We start from the raw sequence: 23,264 nt of genomic DNA on the forward strand, positions 1-23,264 counted from the left end.
TTAACAGCAGCGGATGCCATCGAGCGGGGATTTCTCCATGCCCATCCGCAAATGCCAGTCATGAAATTTTTCAACAATATGTGGGTACAATTCAAGCGTGTAATAAAACGCGGGGTTGGGGATGCCGAGCAGATCGGAATAAAGCAGCAGAAGAAAAAGATCTTCTTCATCCCTCAACTCCCGGGCCACCTCCTGCTTATGAGGCAGACTCAATACTTCATCATACAGTTCCACCATCCGTTTCAGGGAAAGCTTCTTTTCCATCCGTCTCCCTCCTCAGGATTTTGTCCATTCCAACAGCCGCTCTTCATAGCGTCCGGCTGAAGCTGTATATTCTCCGTTTACAAACACCGCCCCGTACGTGCTGTGCAGCAGAAAGGAAGCCAGTGCCCGGCGGCGTGTAATACGTCCCCGGCGCTGCTGCTGCCAGAAATAAGCGGCTGCAGCCAGCAGGTTCCTTGGGTCGATGAATTGAATGTTGATATCAGGATCGATCTCCAGTGTCATAAGATAAAGCTGCTGCAGATTTTTTCGTTCTTCGTCATGGTGTGAAAATTCGTCCTCCATGTTAATCAAACCATCCGGATCGGAGCAGATGCCGCCACAGCACCCCATCCCGATTTCCTTCTCCGCCCGCATCATCATGACATCGATCATGCCTTTTTCCTCCTTACTGAATGGAAAAAGCCGTACATCGGCACGGCTTCTCCCTTTTAAGCACTTCGTTCGATGGAATTTTTATGGTCCTTCGTAATCGCTGAAAAGGCCGTCAGTAAAATCCAGAAGGTGAAAACGAGGATGACTGCACCAAAAGCAAACAGCATCCAGTCACTATTCTCATTCCAAGGCGCCCATTCTGTCAGCACCTGTGAAATCATCGCCCACAGCGTCATGAACATGAGAAAGACCATTGGAATAATTGTCGGAAGGTAATTTCTCCCCTGACGCTTCAGCCAGATCGATACGAGCAGGAGACTAATGCCTGCCAGGAGCTGATTGGATGTTCCAAATAACGGCCAAAGCAGATAACCTCCGGATCCGAATCCCTTCGGCCCCTGCGGAATCAGGGTCAGTGCAGCGCTTGAAACAACCGCCAGCGTAGTTGCGACATGCATTTTCGTCAGTGGTGTGATCTTATATTCAGTACCGAGCTCTGCGATAATATACCGCATCAAACGAACCGAAGAATCCAGTGTTGTCGCAGCGAAACTGACGACAATCACACTCACAATCGTAGCCGCGACAGAGGCGGGAATCCCGAGTCCCGCCGCCAGCTGGCCGGCCCCTTGGATGAAGACACCAAGTCCGGCATTACTGGCCGCCGCAAAACCGCTGTAGGTGGCTGTGAACTCCGCCGCTGTTGGGAAGAAGGTGACAACAGCGATGATCGCGACTAAGGCGAGAGCTCCTTCTCCGACGGAACCAAGATAGCCGACAAACCGCGCTTCTGTTTCATTGTTCAACTGTTTCGAAGAAGTCCCGGAAGATACGAGACCGTGGAATCCGGAAATCGCTCCACAGGCGATGGTAATGAACAAAAGCGGGAACCAGGATGTATCCGCCGACGCATTGGTTACCGGTGCTGTAATTTCAGGGTTGGAAAACAGCAGCCCGAGATAGAGAAGGCCCAGTCCGACAATCAGCTGATGGGAGTTGATATAATCCCTTGGCTGAAGCAGTTTCCACACAGGAAGCGTCGATGCAATATACACATAGATCATGAGTACGATGATCCAGACGAAAAACGCCATGGATGTCGCACTCAATCCAAAGGCTGCTTCCGCTCCTTCGCCTCCGAAATAGCGGACAAGGTCTATCTGCAGGGCAGGGACATAACTTGCAACGACAGCAGAGAGATACATGACAGCAAGAGCTACTAGCGATGGCAGAAGCATACTGCCCTGTCTCTTGTAGACACTGTAACCAATCCAGACAGCGAGTGGAATTTGAATAAAGACCGATAATACACTCGCAGGAAACGAGATGAACAAGTTGGCAATAACCCAGGCGAACACTGCATTGACCATAAGAACAAGCAGAAGGATAATGAACAAAAACAACACCTTCGCTTTCTCGCCGATCAACTTACTCGCCAGCGTCCCGATCGACTGTCCTTTGTTTCGCACGGATAAAACGAGTGTACCGAAATCATGGACCCCTGCAGCGAACACCGTGCCAAGCAGCACCCAGAGCACAGCCGGAAGCCATCCCCAGTACACCGCGATGGCCGGCCCTACAATGGGAGCTGCTCCAGCCACCGACGTAAAGTGGTGCCCCCAGAGGACGAACTTGTTCGTAGGTACGAAATCGACACCATCCTTAAACTGATGGGCGGGCGTTACGTAATTCGGATCAAGCTTATAAATCTTTTCGGCAATAAACTTAGAATAATACCGATACCCTAGAAAAAAGACAAGCATACCAACAACGGCCAGCCAAATCCCACTCACAAAAACCCTCCTTTTATGTATGCGCTTACACATCATGGTTATTATATCTCACCATTCGCCATCGTTTCAATAAAATTTACAGATTTATCAGAAAATAGAAGTCATAAAAAAACCGCTCCTTCCGGCAGTCCGGTTGGAGCGGTTTTCTCATGACGATTATAAGATGGCTTTTCCTGTTTCCTGCTGCGACTTGTTCCCCTTCGATCGGTTTCCCTCGAAAAAGCCCGGTTTTTTATTCGGCAGTTTTCCGAAGAACAAACCAGCAAAAGGAAGGTACCTGTGGGACAGCCAGATGATCACATAACATGAAAGCAGGGTGGCAGCGAGCCGGACAATGATAGCTGCGTGGAACATGTTTCCAGCCGGAATGGGAATGGTAAATTCATAGATCTTCAATACGAATGGGTGAAGAAGATAAAAGCCAAACGAATAGACCGCAATATTCTTCACGTAGGACAGCGCCACCGGCCACTTGACGACCAACCGTTCCGCAATACGGAACATGGCATAGCTTCCGACAACGAGAAAGAGCATATTAATAATCAAATAGCCCCATGTCGGCAGCTGTGCCCCAAAGATCTGATACCCGCTACCGTGCAGGTAAACAGTCGTCAGACCTGCAAACAGGCCTCCGACTGCCCATATAGGTGTTGTTCTTGAAAAAGCTGCCGTCTTCTGCTGTTTATAATAGGCGCCGATCCACGCACCGAGCAGGTAGGGTCCCATACTCGTCATAAACAGGTTGAATGAAAACACTTGAAATTCCCGGTTGAAGAAGTAGTACCCGACCTGCAGGATCATTCCGAACAGCCACATGTACTTTCTGAAGAAAGCCGATTTCTGTGCGGCATAGAGGACGACAGGGAAAAACAAATAAAACTGGACGATTAAGAAAATAAAGTGCAGATGATAAAACGAATCCCCTGTAAACACCCGGGTCAGAATGTTTTCCGGCGTCGTCGACACCACTCCGAGATAAATAGAGAAAGCTTCATAGAAAAGCGCCCACAGGAAATAGGGAACGACAATATAGAGAGCTCTCTTCCTGAAATAAGAGAAGAGTTCCTGTTTATCCATTTTCTGATCAATATACTTATAGAAAAAGACCATCGCCGTAAGCATAATGAAGATGCCGGCTTCAATCCGGATGATCCGGTTGATAAAATGATAGGCCTCATACATGCCCGTGCCTTCCGTAAGAACCTTCACATAGGCCGCGCTGACATGTACGAGGACGACCATGACCATGGCAAAGATGCGTAGAAAGTAGATGGACTCAATTCTTTCTTTTTTCATGGAATCATTCCTTTAATGGTTCGACTTAATGGTGCGTGAGCCATTTTACCATGAAATCATAGTCTGCTTTCGCATTGTAGCCGATTATTCATGAAATTTTTGAACTGTCGTAATATAAATTACATTTTATTCCTATTCCGCATCAATACGACCGAGGAAAAAGCCATCGATTCTGTCGAGACGTCCTTTCACCGGAGTGACCGGGGCGTCGCCATTGTAGACCTGGGCATTTTCGAGGGGAATGTATTGGATTTCCTCCTGCGAATCATTCATCTGACTGGCTTTTTCATACTTTTTAGTTAGGGACTGAGCCGTTTCACTGCCTTCAGCAAGGGTACCGCTTAAAGAACGGAAGTATTTTTCAGCCGAAACCGTTGTCCCTGTCACCAAAGCTCCGTTAACGTTTAACGTCATGTCCAGGGAAAAGTCCTTCATATTTACTGCTTTCATAAATTTTCTCAGCCCATGATCTATCAAACATCTTCCTTCCTGACTGGTTTATTGAACGGGGTCCGCATCAATCTGTTGTATGGGATCGCTACACCTCTCATCGAGCCATCGTTTATCTTTTTACTTCCCAATTGGACGTTTCTGAAACCCCGGGAGACTCCCATTCTATGAGAAGGATCATCATGATGGATTTGGTTACAACATAAAGTTGCCCAACCCCTATGTCGAAACCACGCTTAAGGGGTCTTTTTTTCACACCTCTATCCCAACCCCGATATCGCAGGAATCCTTACGATTTCTCCGAATTACTAGAGTATATCTTTTAAAGGAGGAAATCGTTTGAAGTTTAAAAAGCTTGCTTCCCTGTCCCTTGCCGCCGCCCTTGTCCTTATGCCGTCCACTGGAGGTGTCCTAGCCGATTCCCTTTCCGACAAAACATCATCAGAACGGACAAACAAAATTGATACTTATCTCGAAAAAGGAAAGTACGTGCCGGGTGAAGTCGTCGTGAAATATAAAGAAGGCTTCTCTCCAAACAAAAAAGAGATGAACCAGATAGACGCTGTTGTCCTGGAGGAACAACAGGAAGTCGTCGAAGCTGAGGAGAAAGTGTTGAAGGTAAAAAACGTTGAAAAAGTCGTCGAAGCCTTAAACAAAAATCCGAATGTGGAATACGCAGAGCCGAACTATCTATTCCAAGCCACCTGGACACCAAATGATACGTACTACAGCGGCTATCAATATGGACCGCAGAACACAGATACACCAAGGGCATGGGACGTAACACGCGGAAGCAGCAGTCAGGAAATCGCCATCATCGACTCCGGTGTCGACTACAACCACCCGGACCTTGATGGAAAAACGATCAAAGGCTATGACTTCGTCGATAACGATAACAATCCAATGGATCTCAATGATCACGGCACGCACGTAGCCGGAACCGCCGCCGCTGAAACCAACAACGCCAGAGGTGTCGCCGGAATGGCTCCGAATACAAAAATCCTTGCCGTCCGCGCCCTCGACGCGAATGGCAGCGGCTCCCTGAACGACATAGCAGATGCCATCCGCTACTCCGCTGATCAAGGCGCAGAGGTCATTAACCTTTCCCTTGGCTGCAACTGTGATACACAGACATTGGAAAATGCGGTCAATTACGCTTGGAACAAAGGATCCGTCGTCATTGCAGCGGCAGGAAATGACGGAGTTTCCACAACTTTCGAGCCTGCTTCCTATGACAACGTCATCGCCGTAGGAGCCGTCGACCGCTATGATAGAAAAGCCTCCTTCTCCAACTACGGCACGTGGGTGGATGTAACAGCGCCAGGCGTGAGTATTGCGTCTACGATGCCGAACGGAGGGTATGCCTACATGTCCGGAACATCCATGGCAGCCCCTCACGTAGCCGGTCTTGCCGGACTGCTCGCCTCCCAGGGCCGTTCCAACAGCAATATCCGTGCAGCCATTGAACAGACAGCTGATCCAATCAGCGGAACAGGTTCCTACTTTGAGCACGGATTGATCAATTCCTACGACGCGGTGAACTATTAAGTAGAAAAAGAGGAAGGCGCCTGCATGCGCCTTCCTCTTTTCTTATCGGTTGACTCCCGGACGAATCTTTCGCTATAGTAAAACTACCAAAGGGAGTAGCGACCGCATATCCGCGGCTGATGAATCGTCATTTCGGTGATCCACTCACCTGGTTCATCAAACTATATAGATAGGACGCGAGACTTTGGCCCTCCACAGGGCCGGAGTCTCTTTTTTTGAGCAGAGCCCTGTGTATAGAAAGGAGATTGGAATGATGGTTTACTTTATTTTTCTATTATCCGCCGTCATCGTTGTATTTGCGGCTGTCCAGCTGAACCGGTTCGGCGATGTGATCAGCCGGAAATCCACGCTGAGCGGTGCTGTCGTCGGCACCTTTCTCATCGCCGGGGCGACCTCTCTGCCGGAGTTGACGACCAGTTTAACAGCCGTCTATATCGACAACCCTGACATCGCTGTCGGGAACATGCTCGGCAGTAATGTGTTCAACCTGCTCATCATTGCTGTTGTCGACATGATTTACCGAAAACGGAAAATGTTTAACGCCATCGATGAGAAGCAGCACATGCCAACAGCAGTGGCCGGTATCGTATTCACCCTGATTGTAGTCGCCGCCCTCATCCTGCCGTTCGATTTTTCCTTGTTTAACATTGGGGTAGAGATGTTCATCCTCGTCGGGTTGTATATATTGGCCACCCGATTTATGAATCAAGGGGAAGAAGAGGAGATGGATGAAGCAGCCGCCGCAGGCAAAGATTATACGTTAAAAGCAGCGGTCATCGGTTTCATTGTTGCAGCACTGATTGTGTTCGCCTCAGGGAGCGCCTTATCGATTTCCGGTGATCAGCTCGCCCAGCAAACAGGGATGAGTTCAAGCTTTGTCGGAAGCTTCCTCATTGCCGCTTCCACCTCGCTGCCGGAACTCGTAACCGTCCTTGTGGCCATGAAGATGTCCAACTACGGCATGGCGCTCGGTTCTATCCTCGGAAGTAACCTGTTCAACCTGCAGCTGCTTGCTGTGACGGATGTGTTTTACCAGAAAGGCGCGATACTGCAGTCGCTCAGCTCCACCCATCTGCCTGTGGCGCTTTTAAGTACAGCGATGCTTTTCCTGACCGTATTCATGGTGAATCGCAAGCCGAAGGAAAACAGCTTCCGTTATGCGGTACCGTCGCTGCTTATGATCGTCATTTATTTTGCAGCATCGTATCAGTTGTTTTAAAAAAAGCAGGAGAGCACCGGCTCTCCTGCTTTTTCTCATTTATTTATATCCCGTCTCAATTTAGTTGATATACCTGGGGTTTAGTTGATATATCCCCTATTTAATTGATATATCGCAGAAAAAATTGATATATCGAAAATAAAATCGATATCCGCCATAGGAATACCGATCTTCATGTCGAATAAGGAAAGAGCGAAAGGATGGATGCCATGATTATGAAAGAACGCACTTTTCCCAGCGATATCAAAGTTCTGCAGGCTTTGAAGCGGAGACTGATGGACCATCACCCTCAATCCGAAGCTGTAAACGAACAGTTGAAGCTCCGATTAACCGGCTACAAAGGCGAACTCTCCATGAATTATCCTCTTACTTTTCTCCCCTCGGACCATGATATTTTCCATGACCTGCGTCTGTATGACGGCACCCACCATTTCCAAATCGACTGCCTTGTCGTAACCGCTGCTCTCCTAATCATTCTCGAAGTGAAAAACATTGGAGGGGAGCTGTTTTTCAACCAGCGTTTCCACTACCTTGAACGAAAGTGGGAGGAAGATCATTCGACGTTTGCCGATCCTATCATTCAGGTAGGCCGTCATACCCGCCAGCTTCAGAAGCTGCTGAAGCTCTGGCAGATTCCTAATGTTCCGATTTACGGTCTGGTCGTCAACAGCCACCCTGCGGCAAGGATTGATACAGACGATGCTGACCTTGAGAACGTCATCCGGGTCGAAACACTTCCCGAAAAGATGGCGGATCTGACGGAAGATCGAACCTCCATTTTGAATGCCTCCCAGATGAACTGCTTATCCACCCAACTGCTTACCAATCACGAAAGCTACTTTTATGACTATGTGAAATTTTTCAAACTAGAAAAAGAAGATTTCAAGAAGGGAGTATTCTGTCCGGAATGTTCCTCACTTCCAATGAAACGTATGCACGGCAGATGGAAGTGCTTGAACTGCGCTCATATCAGTAAATCCGCTCATGTGGCTGCCTTGGAAGACTATTCGCTCTTAATTGGAAAAACCATCTCAAACAAACAGGCCAGAGATTTTTTGCATGTTCCCTCTCCCTCAGCTGCTAATATCCTGCTAAAAGCGATGAAGATTAAAACAGTAGGCAGGAATAAAGGAAGAATATATGTATTGGAATGAGTGTTTAAATTGATATATTGGATAATTCGTTGATAAGTTGCTGAATTAATTGATATCTGCGGAAAATAATTGATATATCGCCATTTTAATTGATATACACAAGAAATAATCGATATCCGCGCACACGCCCCCCGCTTAAAGAAAAAAAGCGCCCCACAAAAGGGGACGCCTTATATTTTCGGCTGAGGATCCGCTTCCATCAACACATCCACCAAATGCACGGCTTCCATCCGGTCTCCGGCACCTTCGCGGACGACGCCAAGCTTCATCTGCAGCAGGCAGCCCGGGTTGGAAGTGACGATGCCATCGGGATCAACGCCGCAGACGTCCTGCATTTTAACATCGAGGATGTCCATCGCCTCTTCGTAGTTCACGATGTTGTAAATCCCTGCAGAGCCGCAGCAGAATTCCGGACGGTCCATCTGTTTCAGCGTCAGGCCGGGCACTTTTTCCAACAGCGCGACAGGCGCTTCGGTGACCTTCTGGACGTTTCGCAGGTGGCAGGAAGGCTGATAGGTGACGGTTCGCGGAACGGACTGCTCAAACTGGAGGCCGTCCAGATCGATCAGCACTTCTGAGATGTCCTTCACGTTTGCCGCAAAGGCAGAAGCACGGCTGTGCCAGTCCGTTCCTTTTTCAAACAGGTGCGGATATTCAATCAGACGAGCGCCGCATCCGCCTGCGTTATTGACAATGTAATTAAAACTTTCCTCTTCAAAGGCTTCAATGTTCCGTTTGGCCAGCTCAACAGATGCATCGACTTTGCCGGAGTGCGCGTGAAGAGCCCCACAGCACGTCTGCTGGTCTGGAAAAACAACTTCCGCGCCGCTTCGCAACAGCAGTTCCATCGTGTTTTGATTCGTTTCATAAAACACACTATCCATGATGCAGCCCTTGAAAAAAGCAACTTTAGCTGTGGCCGGACGTTTACGGACGTATCGGCCCGCCCTGGATTTCCGCCGCTTCGGGGAAGGCATCTCGGGAAGGACCGCTTCAAATTCATGGATGTGCAGCGGCGCCCGCTTCGTCAGACCGAACCGCTGGGACACTTTTTTCAGACCACTGGATTGATAGAGCCAAGTCGCATGTCCAAGCGAATCCATCCACGCCGTGGAAGGAAAGAAGCGTTGGAACATGAAGTTTTCGACCAGTTTCCGTGGTCTGCTTTTTTCCTCGTGTTCATCAATGACGTGCTTGGCACTCTCAAGGATTTCTCCATACTGGACGTTGGTCGGGCATACGGTTGTACACGCCATGCAGCCGAGACATTTTTCGATCGGCTCTTTCAAATCCTCGACGGATGCTTTGCCTTCAGCAACCATTTTCACGAGGTTGATCCGGCCGCGCGGCGAGTGGGTTTCTCTTTCCATCGTCTCATACGTCGGACAGGCAGGAAGACAGTAGCCGCACTGCACACAGTCAAACGTCTTGTCATAGCTGAGCTTTTCCTGCAGCAGACTATTCATGATGCAGCACCAGCTTCTGCCCTTTTTCCGGGAAGACCTTGCCAGGGTTCAGGATGCCGTTGGGGTCCCAGCTTTCCTTGATCCGCTTCATCATATCCAGCCCGACTTCACCGAGCTCCATCTCCATGAACGGAGCTTTCATCGTTCCGATTCCATGTTCGCCGGATAAAGTGCCGCCGAGTTCCAGAGCTGCTTCAAACATTTCTTCCACAGCTTTTTCCACCCGCTTCATTTCTTCGACATCACGTTTATCACAAAGAACATTCGGATGGAGGTTTCCATCCCCGGCATGACCGAAGGCGACCACTTCCACGTCATACTTCTCTTTAATGACCTGAAGCCGGTCCATAAAATCGGGAATTTTACTGCGGGGCACCGTCGCATCTTCGGAAACCTTTGTCGGCTTGATTTTCGCAATCGCAGGTGATACTTGTTTCCTTGCATGCCAAAGCTTAGCCGCTTCTTCGTCTGACTTAGGAATGATCACATCCAGCGCACCCATGTCCTCCATAATTTCTTCAATGAGCCGGCGCTCGACCTTCAACGTCTCCGGATGACCGTCTAGTTCAATAATAATGACGGCAGCAGCATCGACAGGCAGACCGGCCGGTTGAAATTTTTCTACAGCCACAACACAAGCCTGATCCATAAATTCCATTTTGGACGGAAGGATCCCGGAGGTAAGGGTCTGGGAAATCGCCTCTCCCGCTTTTCGCACTTCATCGAACGTGACCATCAGCGTCTGAACAGCCGGCGGCTTCGGCATCAGTTTCAGCGTCGCCCCGACGATGACACCCAAAATACCCTCTGATCCTACAATCAGCTTCGTTAAGTCAATGCCGGTGACATTTTTGATCGTCCGTCCGCCGGTGCGGATGATTTCCCCTTCCGGAGTAACGACCTCAAGACCAAGCACATGATCTTTTGTTACCCCGTACTTCAAGCCGCGCGGGCCTCCGGAATTCTCTGCAAGATTGCCGCCGATCGTAGCAACATGGGCACTGCTTGGATCCGGCGCGTACATGAGGCCGTGCTCCTCAGCGGCCTTATTGATATTAGCCGTAAGTACACTCGGAGTGACGTCCACGGTGAGATCCCGGGGGCTCAGATGGATTTCAGCGGGATATTGAGACATGTCCAGCACAATTCCTCCGTGTACGGGAAGCGGGCCTCCACTCAGACAGGTGCCCGATCCTCTCGGGTGGACGGGGATGTTATGCCGGTTGGCCAGTTTCAAAACATCAGCGGTTTCCTGCTTGGTTTTCGGCTGGACCACAACATCGGGCAGATGCTCGCCGAACGAGGCATCAAAGCTGTAGCTGTGCCGGTCGGCGAGATCGGTCAGCACCCTTTTTTCAGGGATAATGCGGTGAAGTTCCTCGATCCATTCGTCCATATACTCAGCTCCTTATTAAGATTGGGCTTTTTTCTGACGAAGCGGTTTTCCTTTCAACACATCCATGACGTCGGTAATTTCATTAAAGTAATCGGACGCTTCATTCCACTGGTCTGTGACAAGATTAACGAACAGAATGTCGATCATATGCAATTGTGCCAGCCTTGAAGAGGTCGCCCCGCTCCGGAATGGGGCGGGAATTTCCCTGGAGGCTGAAATATACAGCGACACATCTGCATGTGCCGTCACAGGGGAATGCCCGTAGCGGGTGAGACTGATCGTTTTGGCCCCTTTGTATTTGGCAATCTCCATGATTTTCGCCGTTTCATACGTCTCACCGGAAAAAGAAATGCCGAAGACGACATCATTTTCCTTTACGTTCGCAATGTTCATCGCCGCATTGTGCATATCCGTAAATGCGGACGTCGCCTTGTTCATCCGAAGGAACTTCTGCTGGGCATCCTGGGCGATGATCCCGGAGGCCCCGACACCGAAGAAGTGGATGGTATCCGCTTTTTTCAAGACGTCCACCGCTTTTTCCAGGGTCCGGTAATCGACCATTTCCGTCGTTTCCTTGATCGCCTGCAGGCTGTTGTTGGTCACTTTTTCAACAATCGAATCGGAGGGTTCCCCTGGCTGGATATCCCGGAAGCGGGCCTCCGGCTTTTTCTGCAGGTCTCCGGAAATGCGCAGCTTCAGCTCCTGCAGACCCTTCAACCCGAGGGACTTACACAAACGGATGACAGCCGCACTGCTGGTGGAACTCAGTTCACCGAGCTGTGTAGCCGTACAATGGATCGCTTCATGAGGCTGATCCAGTATAAATTCGGCAATCTTTCTTTCTGACGGGGGCAGCTTGTCCTTCATTTCATTCAGAATGACAAGCCCGCCTTTCAATGAATTTTTCATATCTTCCACCACTCTTATCCTTTAATAGCTCCTTCTGTCATTCCTTTGACGATGCGCCGCTGGAAAATCGCATACAGGATGATGACAGGAACGATGGCAATCACTAAGCTTGCAAATAAGGTTCCCCACGCATTGGTGTACTGGGTCTCATTGCTTATGTAATCGATCGCCAGGGCCAGCGTATAGTTTTCTTCCGTCTGAAGGAAGATCAAAGCCATAAAATACTCATTCCAGAACTGGATCATGTTCATGATCGTTACGGTAATGATACCCGTTGTCGAGAGCGGAGTAATCACCTTCCATAGAATCCCATACGGGGACATTCCATCAATGGCTGCGGCTTCTTCCAGGGACTTCGGTATCGTAGCCATAAAGCTCGTCAGTACGAAAATGCTGAAAGGCAGCTGGCTTACCGCATAGACGATGCTCAATCCGAAAATGTTATCCAGTAGGTTCAGCTGCATCAATAAAAAGAAGAGCGGGATCCAGCCGAGAACCATTGGAATCATCATCGCAGAAATGTACAGCGTAAACAACAGACGGTTGCCGCGGAAACGCATACGCTCCAGGGCGTAGGATGTAGGAATCGCCATCATCAGCGTTAACGTGGCACCGAGACCTGTCACAATGAAGCTGTTGAAAACACTCGTGTCGATATTGTAGTTGCTCCAGGCATCCACAAAATTAGCAAAGCTGAACGATTCCGGCAGCCCCCACGGGTTTGCGTAAATTTCCGCGTTCGATTTAAACGCGCCCAGAACCATCCAGACGATCGGATACAGGACAGCGAGTGTCCAGATGATCAAAGGAATTCGAACGATGGTACGTGAAAAGAATTTTCCTGTCTGCACTCCATTCCCCTCCTGTCTGTTAATATTCCACTTTTTCCCTTCTCATGAAAAACTGCATAATAAGAACCGTGACCAACGATAGAATTAAAATCATCACACCAATCGTTGCGCCATAGCCGAAATTGTACTTCACAAACGCCTGTTCATATAAATACGATCCCATCACATGGGTCGAATTGTTCGGCCCACCCTTTGTCATAACCTGGACAATGATGAAGGAACCATTCAATGTCGTAATGATGATGTACAGAATGCTGATCTTAATCTGCGGCCAGATGAGCGGCAGGGTCACTTTCCAAAACTGCTGCCACTCAGTCGCCCCGTCGATCTCAGCGGCTTCATAATAGCTTTTCGAAATGTTGGAAATCCCGCCCATCAGCATGAGCATGAACAAACCGATCCCTGCCCAGACAGAAGGAAGTACAAGGCTTGGAAGCGCCCAGTCCTCACTGCCGAGCCACGGCTTCGTCCAGCTTTCCAAGCCGATCAGCTCAAGACCGGAGTTGACAAGACCGAGACTCGGATTATAGATGAACATCCATAAGATACCGATGACCACCACCGACATAATGTTGGGAAAGAAGAAGACGATGCGGTAGAAAGGGGCTTCTTTAATTTTCAGCTGTGTCAAAGCGACGGCAAAAAATGTCGACAAAATCATGATCCCGACCACTTTGGTCACAACAAGGAAATAATCGTGAAGGATGGTTCTGGGGATAATCTCGTCACTGAACAGCCGGCGGTAGTTATCAAACCCGACAAATTTCGCCAGAGACGACGCACCGGACCACTCAAAGAACGAATAATAAAGGCCGTTGAACAACGGATAAAGGGTGAAAACAGAAAACAGGATAAACGTAGGAACAAGACAAAATGCAAGAAATAGATTCCTCTGCCTGCGCGATTGGACCATCATACTTCCCTCTCTTTCTGTATGGTTATGAAAAAAGGAATGTGAAGACAAGAGCCTTCCCATTCCTCCTTCCATGTAAGCCTACTCTAAACTGCTGCGGTATTCAGCTGCGGCTTTTTCAGCCTCCTCCACAAATTCCTCTGCTGTAATGTTTCCAAGCATGAGGGAAACGAGAGAGTTGCTGATCGGCGTTTCCAGCTCTGAACTCATTGGGTGGGGCTTCTGATGAATCTGCACCTGTTCCGGATCATTGATCATTTCATTCGCTTCGATCAAGAAGGAAGGCACTTCTTCACTGGAAGACAGATCAACCCCCTGCAGGTTCATGATCGCTCCGGTATGTTCAGAGAAGCTCTTCGCATACTCTTTCGTGAAAACAAACTCGACGAACGCTTTTGCTGCTTCCTTGTTTTCTGCTTTTTCAGCAATCGCCAGCGGACGAAGATCAGGAACGATGGCATAAGGCTCTCCTTCATCCTGCATCGGTGATGGAACGAATCCATACTCGAAGTCATCCGGTGTATCGTTGGCCATTTCGTTAGGCAGCCAGAACCCGACAGGAATGAACGCATTGTCATGAAGAAGGAAGTTCATCTGGGACTGCGTATGGTTCAAAGCACCAAACCCGTCATCAATCATGCCTTCTGCCTGCATCTGCTCGACTTTTTTCATAACCTCAAGAACCGGATCGCTCGTCCAGGCTCCTTCCTTACCTTTAATCACATCCGTCAAAAGCTCATCCCCGCCGGCTGCACCAAAGGCGGGATACAGCACACCGCGCAGGAAGTAATACGGGTATTGACCAGTGGTGACAAAAGGAGCGATGCCCTCTTCGTCCTTGATCTGCCCCATCGTGTCCATAAATCCAGGAAAATCTTTTGGAACTTCCCAGCCTTTTTCTTCAAACCAGGCATTGTCATACCACGTGCCCCATGTATCAAAAACAAGCGGCAGGCTGTATACGCTGCCATCGTAATCAGCCGGATCGACGATAAAGCTCTCGCTCAAAGCCGTACCATCCTCAAGCTCGACACCTTCCATCCAGTCGGTCAAGTCCATCAACTGTCCGTCTTCCACCATTTGTGTTTCACTGGATCCTGCTCCATCGATGTAAACGACATCAGGCGGATCGTCTGAGACCCAGCGGGAACGCATTTCTTCGTTAATATTCGGACCGGCATGCTCCGTAATCGTGACATCGGGATACTCCTCCTGGAAATCACCGATAACCTCTTTCCACCAGGAATCTCCGTAACCACCGACAAAATACTGAATTTCAAGTTCTCCTGAAACCTCTCCGGATTCTTCTCCGCTGTTCTCTGAAGAAGACTCCTCTTCGGTGCCCTCACTATCTGTCTCTTCTGTTCCTGCTCCGGGCGCACAACCGACGAGCAAAAGAAAACCAATTAAAACGGCGGCAATCAACCAAGCTGATGTTTTCCTCCATAAACTCAACATAAGCTCCCCCTTTTTTGATTGAAATCATGTATTTGAAACCAACGTGTGGTTTTCAAATTAAGTTTTCGCTTTCACTGCATCCCGGAGCTGCCCGTCACAAGTATCGAGGAGACGTTTGGCTTCCTGAAAGGACACCTTCTTTTTCAGCATGACGATGGCAGGTTTCACTTGATGCTGCGCTTTCTGCAGAGCTTCTTCCGCTTCCTCATAGGAAGTTCCGGCCGCTTCCATTAAAATGCTTTTGGCCCGCTCCCGCAGTTTGTAGTTGTTTGCATGCACATCCACCATCAGGTTTTCATACACCTTTCCAAGCTTGACCATCACCGCTGTGCTCAGCATGTTCAACACCATCTTATGGGCCGTCGCTGACTTCAAACGGGTGGAGCCTGTCAATACTTCTGGTCCGACGATGACTTCGATCGGGCATTCGGCCTTCCCACTGATTTCGGACTTATCATTACAGGAGAGAGAGATTGTAAAAGCGCCGATCTCCCCGGCATAAGTCAGCGCTCCGATAGGATAAGGGGTCCGGCCGCTGGCGGTAATCCCGACAACGACATCTTTTTTGCTGAACCCGCGGGCTTTCAAATCTTCCCGGCCCTGATTCTCGTTATCTTCGGAGTTTTCCTTTGCTTCTGTAAACGCCCGGCCGCCTCCGGCCATCACTGCCTGCACAAGCGAAGGGTCGACCATAAATGTCGGCGGACACTCTGATGCATCAAGCACGCCGAGTCTGCCACTCGTTCCTGCGCCGACGTAAAATAAGCGGCCTCCGTCTTTCAAGGCTTCTGCGATGTGATCGACAGCTTTTGTAATCGCCGGCAGTACGTTTTTCACAGCCTCCGCTGCTTTATGATCTTCGTCATTCATCACCGTCAGCATTTCTATTGTTGTCATCTCGTCCATATGTATCGTCCGTGCGTTCCTCTGTTCCGTCGTTAAAAATGTAAGGGAATCTGTCATGAGTCCATCACCTTTCTTTTTCCATTCCGGCTGCTCTGCCAAGTAAAGCCGCTCCATATTCCGGTGGAGCGTAAGGATCGGTCAAGGGACCGAACTGCCTGTCTTCCAACAGCTTTCCAACATGATTTCGTAGAACCTGGGAGTATGTAAGGATGGAACCCGCTGCTGAAACAGGCGCTTCCGGATCCACTCCCTGCTTAACGAGACTTTCAATATGAAGCACCAGCTCTTCCGCCGCTTCCTTCAGCAGATCCACCGCTGCCTTATCGCCCTGTTCAGAGGCTTCGATGATGCAAGGAGCAAAGGCAGCGACTTCCTTCTTCTCAAAAGGACGATCATACATATACCGAATCAACTGTTCCGGTCGCTCTAAACCGCAAGCACGCAGAATATAAGAAGTCATTTGTGTAGGTTCCCCGCGCCCATCTGCTGCTTTGGCCACTATTGATAACGCTTTCAAAGAAAGGTGATAACCGCTGCCTTCATCTCCAATTAGATGTCCCCATCCCCCGCATGTCACAACTTTCCCCGCCGCTGTTATTCCAACAGCATTGGAGCCCGTACCGGAAATCAGCAGCATCCCCTCTTCTACGCCTGGGGCCAGCGATCCCTTCAACGCCGCATGCACATCGGATGTGATATACAAGTTTAAATTTTCTGAAAAATTCAAGTTAAAAAAAATTGTACGCACCGTACCAGCCATCTGTTCGACCTCATCCCGCCTGCCGACTCCTGCCAGTCCCATTCCTGCTCCGGATATTTCGTCCGGTGCAAGGGAGAACGTCTTCATTCCGTGCCGGATCAGGTTCTCCAGTCTTCTGCCGGCTTCCTCAAAACCAACGACGTGTGGGTTTGTCCCCGGCCCTTTCACGATCAGCGGCCGCTCGGGATACGCCTTTTCGTCCGCTTTCAAGAACAGACAGGTCGTCTTGGTTCCTCCACCGTCAATACCTATGATGTACGTCATGGGCTTCCTCCCAAACCTTGTTGAACTCATTATAGAGCGTATGAATTTTCATGTCAATAAAATGTTAGAATATTCGTAATTATATTTCAAGAAAAAGAAAAACCCGGACTGTTTGTAGTCCGGGCTGCCTTTGTTATGCTACGCGTTTACTGTTCTTCCTTTCTTCCGCCCTCAACCGGAACGGAGCAACAAGGAGTGCCGCAATTAAAAAGAGACCCATATTTCCAATGAGAGGATAGAACAAGGAAACGAGATCGGTAAATCCGAGGAAGCTCAATCCGAAAGCAGCCGCAATCGTGATTAGAACGAACTTTTTGTGCCGGGCTGTCCCCAATGTTGTAAATCGTGCAGCGAAAGAGAAGAACATGCTGACCGCGGTGTTGAATACCATTCCGAATAAAACGATGGAATAAAAGGCCCCGAGCACCGGCGACAATTCGTCCACTAAAGCCAGCAGCGGCATGTCGTACCCCGCAATGGAATCGACTCTCGAAAAAATGGCAAAATGGCTGAGCACGATCATCAGACCGAGACCGAGTCCCCCAAAAAATCCGCCAAGCGCAGAGGTTTTTTCATCTGTTTCATTCCCGCCCATCAACAGCGCCATCGAAGCACCGACAGCGATATTAAAGGACACATAATTCATGGCAGAAATGAACCAATAGGAAAAGTCACTCGGCTGCTTCAGGGCGGTCGCTTCCAATACAGCAAAGCTTTTATCCATCGACACCACACTATAGATGGAAATGACCACGACAGTCAGTATTAAAAACGGAGTGATACTGCCGATAATCTTTACCACTTTATCGACATTCAGCAATAGGGCCGCCGTTACGATGACGCACATGAAAATGATACCTGTAATCGCTGGGATTCCGAACTGCTGACTTGGAATCGAACCTGCACCGGCAATCATGACAACGCCTACGCCGAATAACGTGAAAATGATAACCGCGTCGACGGTCCATCCCAGCCAGCGCCAGCCGCTCACACGGTGGATGGCTTCTTTATGAGATTCGGCTTTCATCCGGGTGCCGAGCTTTGTCAACATCATGCCCATGTAGGCGAAGAAGGCTGTGGCCAGTACGGCTCCTGCGGTACCCATATGTCCGTAACTGGTGAAATACAACAACACTTCCTGGCCGGAAGCAAAACCTGCTCCTACAATAATTCCGATAAATGCACTGGCCATCTTAAAAATTCTACTCATCCTGCTCCTCCTTATGTAAAAATTCTTGTTGTTTTTATAATCCGCTCTCCATCTTTTGTGATTTTACACAAACAGACCTTTCCATCTTCGTATAAATACACAAGATAAGCAAGAGAAAATGGTCATGTCTGCATACGAAAAACCATGATAGAATAGAGGTAATGATTGAAAGAAGGAGAACGTCTATGAGTCCATCACCACGTATCCCTAAAACATTGAACGATCTGATTGATTCTCCCGAAGGATTAGCCGATCGAATCGCCGAAAGCCTTGGCTGCCCCGTTACAATCGAAGATGCCAATCACCAGATTGTTTCCTACAGCAAACATGAAGAACGTGTGGATGATGCCAGAACGGCTACAATCATGCGCCGGAAAGTGCCGGAAAGTGTTGTCAACGGCTTATGGAAGCACGGCATTATGGTAAGGCTTTTTGAAAGCGGACGCCCGGTCATCGTCCCTCCGATTGAAGACATCGGCCTCGGCCGCAGGCTTGCCGTATCCGTCAGGCATAAAGAGGACATCCTCGGCTTCATCTGGGCACAGACCGCGGAATTGACGATCACGGAAGAACATCTTCAGACGATTGAAGATGCCGCCCGTATCGTAAGTCAGCATCTGCTCCGCCAGCAGGCGAAGAAAAAGAAATCCGAAGAAAACCAAAAAGAGTTTTTCTGGCAGCTGTTAACCGGCTCTTTGGAAAACTCCTCCGATATCAAACGACTGGGAAAAAAACATCAAATGAATCTCCAGGGCCAGCTTTGTGTAGCTGTCTTCGAATTCACGGAAGACCTCAGTCAGTCTGTCGAACGTCAGGCCTATTATTTATCAGAAACACTGTACCAGACTAGGATTGTCAGCCGGATTTTTGACGATCATCAGCTGATCCTGCTTGTACGGACAGATCCTAAAGAAGAGGCGGACCACTTGAGCCGTGCTTTTCTGAACGACTTCACCCAGAAAATGAAAGAACGGCTGAACTTCGATGATTTAAAGGGAGCTGTCGGCCTCGTCTACCATACACCATCGCTGATCCACTCGAGTTACAAACAGGCCCTTAAAGTGCTTGAGTTGAAGGATCAATTCCCGAAAGCCCTTGCGGAAGTGGATCACTACCAGGACCTCGGCATCTATCAGTTCATTAACGAAATTGCCGATCTGCAGAGGAAGGAACATTACCATAATGATGCCCTCCGCAAAATCAAGGCGTATGATGAAGATAACCGGGCGGCCCTGCTCGAAACATTGAAGGTGTTCCTTGCTCATAACAGCAATGTCCATAAAGCAGCTGAAGACATGCATATTCACACCAACACGTTGAATTACCGGCTGAAAAGGATCCGGGAAATCGGTGGTATCGACTTTAAAAATGCCAGTCAGAAAATGATGCTGTTCATAGATTTGTTAATCGATGAAAAAGAAAAAGAGGATTTGTGATTTTTCACAAATCCTCTTCTTTATTTTCTCACTTTCTGCTAAACAAAAAACTCATTTCCCGGGCTATACTTTTCTTACAAATTGTTCTGAAAGGTGGTCATTTTCTTATGATTATCGGAGTACCGAAAGAAATTAAAAACAATGAAAACCGTGTAGCTATTACACCATCAGGGGTTGTAAACCTTACAAAAGCAGGACATAAAGTATACATTGAAGCCGATGCCGGCCTTGGCAGTAACTTCACGAACGAAGAATATCAAGCTTCTGGTGCTGAGCTTATTGAAAGCGCTTCAGAACTGTGGGCTGCTTCTGAAATGGTTATGAAAGTTAAAGAACCTCTAGCTTCAGAATATCCGTATTTCCGTAAAGGGTTGGTCCTTTTCACCTACCTTCACCTGGCGGCAGAGCCTGAATTGACGAAAGCGCTTGTGGAAAATGAAGTAACGGCGATCGCTTACGAAACCGTTTCTGCTGATCAGAAACTTCCTCTGCTTACACCAATGAGTGAAGTAGCCGGTCGGATGGCTACCCAGATCGGTGCTCAGTATCTGGAGAAATCGTACGGCGGCATGGGCATTCTATTGAGCGGTGTTCCAGGCGTTTCCCGAGGTAAAGTAGTGATCATCGGCGGCGGAATCGTTGGTACGAATGCTGCGAAGATTGCGATCGGCCTTGGTGCTCAGGTGACAATTCTTGACCTTAACCCGACACGCCTGCGCGAACTGGATGATCAGTTCGGTTCCGATATCCAGACATTGATGTCCAACCCGTATAACATTGCTGAATCTGTGAAAGATGCAGACCTTGTCATCGGCGCGGTTCTTATCCCAGGAGCTAAAGCACCGAAACTCGTTTCTGAAGATATGGTGAAATCCATGAAAGAAGGTTCCGTCATCGTTGACGTCGCCATCGATCAAGGAGGAAACTTTGAAACAGTGGATCACATTACGACTCACGATGATCCGATTTATGAAAAACACGGGGTTCTTCACTATGCTGTTGCCAACATTCCGGGAGCTGTCCCTCGCACGGCAACCATCGGTTTGACGAACGTCACCATTCCTTACGCGCTGCAGATTGCGAACAAAGGAGTTACCGCCGCAGTCAGTGACAACAAAGCCATCGAAGAGGGTGTCAACACAGCGAACGGTCATTTGACTTACGAAGCGGTTGCTCGTGATCTCGGCTACTCCTACACACCTGTGCTGGAAGCTTTAAAAGAAATTGCCCACGCCTAAGAAAAGACAATAAATGCTAACCATAAACCCGTGCTGGGAACACAGCACGGGTTTTACAATGTCTCCTTTTACAAATGCACCGCTCGTTCCTATAAGGAGCAGCGGACTTTTCCCCCACTCTTTATTCGTGAAACCACCGCCTCAAATGACCAGCCCCTTCCCTTCTTACCTGCGTAAATAGTCACGATTCTTGTTATTCCTGCATAATTTTCAGAAAAGATAAACAGTTCAAACGACTCTGTCTTTTTTACCTATTTTTTCCTATAATTGGTTGTATTCTTGATAGGAGGTTGATTATGAAAAAGAAGTACGTCATTCCAGTAGCCGTCTTATCGTCCGCCTTGTTTATGGGAACATTAGCACCCCAGACGCATGCCGTCAGTACATCAGACCAGACACAGGTTCAACAGCAGATTGTACATAACCAGCAGAACAAGCCTTTTTTCAACAAAGAAAAGACACAGACGTCCTCAAGTGCCACGGAAAAGTCCGCCCAGGAGCACTTGAAGAAAAACAAAAAGACGTATAACATTTCCAATCCGGACAAGAGCCTCAAACAGACCGATTTGAAAACCGATGATCTCGGAATGACCCACGTTACCCTGCAGCAGACAAAAAACGGTGTTCCGGTCGAGGGACATCTCGTTAAGGTGCATTACAGCGAAGACGAGAAAGTGGAAGCTGTGAATGGACAGTTCAACACTTCTATAGAAAAGTCCACCATGTCGACAAAGCCATCCATAACAAAATCAAAAAGTATCACCACCGCTAAGAAAGCGGTTACGGCACCCGATGAACTAGTGGAATCCCCAACTTCAGAGCTTGTCATTTATCCATTCAACGACGAAAATCACCTGGCTTATAAAGTAAACGTCAACTTCCTCGGAGAAACGCCGGGCAACTGGTTTGTCTATGTGGATGCTGAAACGGGGAAAGTCATCGATCAGTACAATACGATCATGCATGCCAGCTATAAAACATCCCGCGGCTTCGGTATCGGGGTGCTTGGCGATTACAAGACACTTCACATTTCCAAGGACATGAGCACCCAGGGGCGCGATTACTACCTGCTTGATCAGTCCCATAAGGACCTGGACGGCATCTATACGCTCGATGCTGAAAATCAATATGTGCTTCCAGGAAAGCTCTTCTCATCCTCTGATGCTGCTTTCCGGACAAGCTATGAACGTCCGGCAGCAGATGCGCATTACAATTCTGAAGAAGTCTATAAATACTTCAAGGATGAACACGACCGGAACTCTATTGACGGGGAAGGCATGCCGATTGTGTCCACCGTCCACTTTGGAGAGGATTACAACAATGCCTTCTGGAATGGTCAGCAGATGACCTACGGAGACGGCGACGGGGATTTCTTCATCCCACTATCCGCAGGTCTTGACGTTGCTGCCCACGAAATGACCCACGGGGTGACGACGTTCTCAGCAGGGTTGAAGTACCGCTTCCAATCTGGTGCTTTGAATGAAGCCTTCTCCGACATTTTCGGAGCCTTGGTTGATGAAGAGGACTGGGAAATGGGTGAAGATATTATGGGAGCCGGGGCGAAATCAGAAGGCCGGACAGCCCTGCGCAGTTTGAGCAATCCGAGTAAGTTTCCTGTCGGGGCAGATTATGTCTCTTACGGAGATGGAAACGGCATGTACCCTTCCCATATGGACGAGTATTATGACCTGCCTATCGAACTGGACAATGGCGGCGTTCACATCAACTCCTCCATCATCAACCATGCCGCCTACCTGACAGGTGAAAAGATCGGTAAAGATAAACTCGGCCATATTTATTACCGAGCGCTTACAGTATACCTGATGCCTGATTCGGACTTTGACCATGCACGTGAAGTGATCATTCAATCAGCGGTCGATCTATACGGGGAAGACAGCCCTGAAGCAGCAGCTGCTGCTTATGGACTGGACGAAGTAGGAATCACAGGCTGACCAATCGGATGCTCCGCTTAGAGAGATACCTTTTTTCTAGTGATTCCAAAGGAGCGGTCATCAATACTTGGTCATGGATAGGATTTTTTCCATGTAAACGGAAGTAACGCAGCCTGTACTGTTCTTTAAAAACGGCGAAGGAGCTATGATCACCTTTCTCTTTTATCAGAGGGGAAAGCTATTTTCCCACAGGCATCGGCACGAGGAGCGTACGGTGGTGACGCCTGCGGGAACAGCGCGAGCCGAAGATCGACTTGGTCTAATGGTTTTCTTGACCAAGTCAGCTGAGGCCGTGCCCGCGGCAAGCATTCACCGATAAGCGGAACGTGCCCCCTCAACACGACATGCAGACAACTCTAATTGGATAACACGGATTTTTCTACAGCCT

Annotated in this window: 20 protein-coding genes; 6 read left to right on the forward strand and 14 right to left on the reverse strand. The window is 48.8% G+C overall.

What is annotated here, in order from left to right; all coding sequences use genetic code 11:
- The 5 genes from ACXAGL_RS03310 to gvpU form a co-directional block, all read right to left on the reverse strand.
- Positions 1-264 carry a cory-CC-star protein gene (locus ACXAGL_RS03310; protein ID WP_474969481.1) on the reverse strand — a complete coding sequence of 88 codons (264 nt, stop codon included), beginning with the start codon at positions 262-264 and terminating at the stop codon, positions 1-3.
- 12 nt (positions 265-276) lie between these two features.
- A complete protein-coding gene (locus tag ACXAGL_RS03315; protein ID WP_474989798.1) occupies positions 277-657 on the reverse strand; it encodes a hypothetical protein in 381 nt (126 codons plus the stop codon).
- A gap of 56 nt (positions 658-713) precedes the next feature.
- On the reverse strand, positions 714-2,450 hold the full coding sequence (locus ACXAGL_RS03320) for a carbon starvation CstA family protein (RefSeq protein WP_474989800.1): 1,737 nt from the start codon (positions 2,448-2,450) through the stop codon (positions 714-716).
- A 156-nt stretch (positions 2,451-2,606) separates the two neighbouring features.
- The gene (locus ACXAGL_RS03325) at positions 2,607-3,746 is read right to left on the reverse strand and encodes an acyltransferase (protein ID WP_474989802.1); all 1,140 of its coding nucleotides are present in this window, start codon (positions 3,744-3,746) and stop codon (positions 2,607-2,609) included.
- A gap of 132 nt (positions 3,747-3,878) precedes the next feature.
- Positions 3,879-4,223 carry a gas vesicle accessory protein GvpU gene (gvpU, locus tag ACXAGL_RS03330; protein ID WP_474989804.1) on the reverse strand — a complete coding sequence of 115 codons (345 nt, stop codon included), beginning with the start codon at positions 4,221-4,223 and terminating at the stop codon, positions 3,879-3,881.
- A 312-nt stretch (positions 4,224-4,535) separates the two neighbouring features.
- On the opposite strand from gvpU, the gene ACXAGL_RS03335 reads away from it, so the two are divergent.
- The 3 genes from ACXAGL_RS03335 to ACXAGL_RS03345 all read left to right on the forward strand — a co-directional run bounded on the left by ACXAGL_RS03335 (position 4,536) and on the right by ACXAGL_RS03345 (position 8,117).
- Positions 4,536-5,744, forward strand: a complete 1,209-nt coding sequence (locus ACXAGL_RS03335) for a S8 family peptidase (RefSeq protein WP_474989806.1) — start codon at positions 4,536-4,538, stop codon at positions 5,742-5,744.
- 253 nt (positions 5,745-5,997) lie between these two features.
- A complete protein-coding gene (locus tag ACXAGL_RS03340) occupies positions 5,998-6,963 on the forward strand; it encodes a sodium:calcium antiporter (protein WP_474969487.1) in 966 nt (321 codons plus the stop codon).
- Between the two features lie 209 nt (positions 6,964-7,172).
- Positions 7,173-8,117 (forward strand): nuclease-related domain-containing protein, encoded by a 945-nt coding sequence (locus ACXAGL_RS03345; protein WP_474989808.1) that lies wholly within the window; start codon positions 7,173-7,175, stop codon positions 8,115-8,117.
- A gap of 170 nt (positions 8,118-8,287) precedes the next feature.
- Here ACXAGL_RS03345 and ACXAGL_RS03350 read toward each other — a convergent pair whose 3' ends face one another.
- From ACXAGL_RS03350 to ACXAGL_RS03390, 9 genes are all read right to left on the reverse strand, one after another.
- Positions 8,288-9,583 carry a (Fe-S)-binding protein gene (locus tag ACXAGL_RS03350; RefSeq protein ID WP_474989810.1) on the reverse strand — a complete coding sequence of 432 codons (1,296 nt, stop codon included), beginning with the start codon at positions 9,581-9,583 and terminating at the stop codon, positions 8,288-8,290.
- Complete coding sequence (locus ACXAGL_RS03355; RefSeq protein WP_474989812.1) at positions 9,576-10,979, reverse strand: FAD-binding oxidoreductase; 1,404 nt, start codon at positions 10,977-10,979, stop codon at positions 9,576-9,578. Before ACXAGL_RS03355 ends, ACXAGL_RS03350 begins: the two co-directional genes overlap by 8 nt.
- A gap of 15 nt (positions 10,980-10,994) precedes the next feature.
- The gene (locus ACXAGL_RS03360) at positions 10,995-11,888 is read right to left on the reverse strand and encodes a MurR/RpiR family transcriptional regulator (RefSeq protein WP_474969491.1); all 894 of its coding nucleotides are present in this window, start codon (positions 11,886-11,888) and stop codon (positions 10,995-10,997) included.
- Positions 11,889-11,902: 14 nt separating this feature from the next.
- Positions 11,903-12,739, reverse strand: a complete 837-nt coding sequence (locus tag ACXAGL_RS03365; protein ID WP_474969492.1) for a carbohydrate ABC transporter permease — start codon at positions 12,737-12,739, stop codon at positions 11,903-11,905.
- Between the two features lie 19 nt (positions 12,740-12,758).
- Complete coding sequence (locus tag ACXAGL_RS03370; protein ID WP_474970434.1) at positions 12,759-13,652, reverse strand: carbohydrate ABC transporter permease; 894 nt, start codon at positions 13,650-13,652, stop codon at positions 12,759-12,761.
- 81 nt (positions 13,653-13,733) lie between these two features.
- Positions 13,734-15,110: an extracellular solute-binding protein gene (locus ACXAGL_RS03375; protein ID WP_474989814.1), complete on the reverse strand. Its 1,377-nt coding sequence runs from the start codon at positions 15,108-15,110 to the stop codon at positions 13,734-13,736.
- Positions 15,111-15,167: 57 nt separating this feature from the next.
- Positions 15,168-16,073 (reverse strand): N-acetylmuramic acid 6-phosphate etherase, encoded by a 906-nt coding sequence (gene murQ / locus ACXAGL_RS03380; protein ID WP_474989816.1) that lies wholly within the window; start codon positions 16,071-16,073, stop codon positions 15,168-15,170.
- A gap of 7 nt (positions 16,074-16,080) precedes the next feature.
- Complete coding sequence (locus ACXAGL_RS03385; protein ID WP_474989818.1) at positions 16,081-17,040, reverse strand: N-acetylglucosamine kinase; 960 nt, start codon at positions 17,038-17,040, stop codon at positions 16,081-16,083.
- 133 nt (positions 17,041-17,173) lie between these two features.
- Positions 17,174-18,250 (reverse strand): YkvI family membrane protein, encoded by a 1,077-nt coding sequence (locus ACXAGL_RS03390; protein WP_474989820.1) that lies wholly within the window; start codon positions 18,248-18,250, stop codon positions 17,174-17,176.
- A gap of 185 nt (positions 18,251-18,435) precedes the next feature.
- Here ACXAGL_RS03390 and ACXAGL_RS03395 point away from each other — a divergent pair, with 185 nt between their 5' ends.
- The 3 genes from ACXAGL_RS03395 to ACXAGL_RS03405 all read left to right on the forward strand — a co-directional run bounded on the left by ACXAGL_RS03395 (position 18,436) and on the right by ACXAGL_RS03405 (position 22,876).
- Positions 18,436-19,686 (forward strand): PucR family transcriptional regulator, encoded by a 1,251-nt coding sequence (locus ACXAGL_RS03395; protein ID WP_474989822.1) that lies wholly within the window; start codon positions 18,436-18,438, stop codon positions 19,684-19,686.
- Positions 19,687-19,793: 107 nt separating this feature from the next.
- Positions 19,794-20,924: an alanine dehydrogenase gene (ald, locus tag ACXAGL_RS03400; protein ID WP_474971006.1), complete on the forward strand. Its 1,131-nt coding sequence runs from the start codon at positions 19,794-19,796 to the stop codon at positions 20,922-20,924.
- A gap of 296 nt (positions 20,925-21,220) precedes the next feature.
- The gene (locus ACXAGL_RS03405; protein WP_474971005.1) at positions 21,221-22,876 is read left to right on the forward strand and encodes a M4 family metallopeptidase; all 1,656 of its coding nucleotides are present in this window, start codon (positions 21,221-21,223) and stop codon (positions 22,874-22,876) included.
- Positions 22,877-23,264 lie beyond the last annotated feature (388 nt).

The sequence above is a fragment of the Halobacillus sp. ABA4_118 genome (assembly GCF_056160205.1).

Bases quoted from the DNA above. Each gene is read 5' to 3' on its own strand.
- ACXAGL_RS03370 (WP_474970434.1), bottom strand. From the start codon at position 13,652: ATGGTCCAATCGCGCAGGCAGAGGAATCTATTTCTTGCATTTTGTCTT.
- ald (WP_474971006.1), top strand. From the start codon at position 19,794: ATGATTATCGGAGTACCGAAAGAAATTAAAAACAATGAAAACCGTGTA.
- ACXAGL_RS03310 (WP_474969481.1), bottom strand. From the start codon at position 264: ATGGAAAAGAAGCTTTCCCTGAAACGGATGGTGGAACTGTATGATGAA.
- ACXAGL_RS03405 (WP_474971005.1), top strand. From the start codon at position 21,221: ATGAAAAAGAAGTACGTCATTCCAGTAGCCGTCTTATCGTCCGCCTTG.
- ACXAGL_RS03375 (WP_474989814.1), bottom strand. From the start codon at position 15,110: ATGTTGAGTTTATGGAGGAAAACATCAGCTTGGTTGATTGCCGCCGTT.
- ACXAGL_RS03355 (WP_474989812.1), bottom strand. From the start codon at position 10,979: ATGGACGAATGGATCGAGGAACTTCACCGCATTATCCCTGAAAAAAGG.
- ACXAGL_RS03315 (WP_474989798.1), bottom strand. From the start codon at position 657: ATGATCGATGTCATGATGATGCGGGCGGAGAAGGAAATCGGGATGGGG.
- ACXAGL_RS03325 (WP_474989802.1), bottom strand. From the start codon at position 3,746: ATGAAAAAAGAAAGAATTGAGTCCATCTACTTTCTACGCATCTTTGCC.
- ACXAGL_RS03385 (WP_474989818.1), bottom strand. From the start codon at position 17,040: ATGACGTACATCATAGGTATTGACGGTGGAGGAACCAAGACGACCTGT.
- murQ (WP_474989816.1), bottom strand. From the start codon at position 16,073: ATGACAGATTCCCTTACATTTTTAACGACGGAACAGAGGAACGCACGG.
- ACXAGL_RS03390 (WP_474989820.1), bottom strand. From the start codon at position 18,250: ATGAGTAGAATTTTTAAGATGGCCAGTGCATTTATCGGAATTATTGTA.
- ACXAGL_RS03345 (WP_474989808.1), top strand. From the start codon at position 7,173: ATGATTATGAAAGAACGCACTTTTCCCAGCGATATCAAAGTTCTGCAG.
- ACXAGL_RS03360 (WP_474969491.1), bottom strand. From the start codon at position 11,888: ATGAAAAATTCATTGAAAGGCGGGCTTGTCATTCTGAATGAAATGAAG.
- ACXAGL_RS03350 (WP_474989810.1), bottom strand. From the start codon at position 9,583: ATGAATAGTCTGCTGCAGGAAAAGCTCAGCTATGACAAGACGTTTGAC.
- ACXAGL_RS03395 (WP_474989822.1), top strand. From the start codon at position 18,436: ATGAGTCCATCACCACGTATCCCTAAAACATTGAACGATCTGATTGAT.
- ACXAGL_RS03340 (WP_474969487.1), top strand. From the start codon at position 5,998: ATGGTTTACTTTATTTTTCTATTATCCGCCGTCATCGTTGTATTTGCG.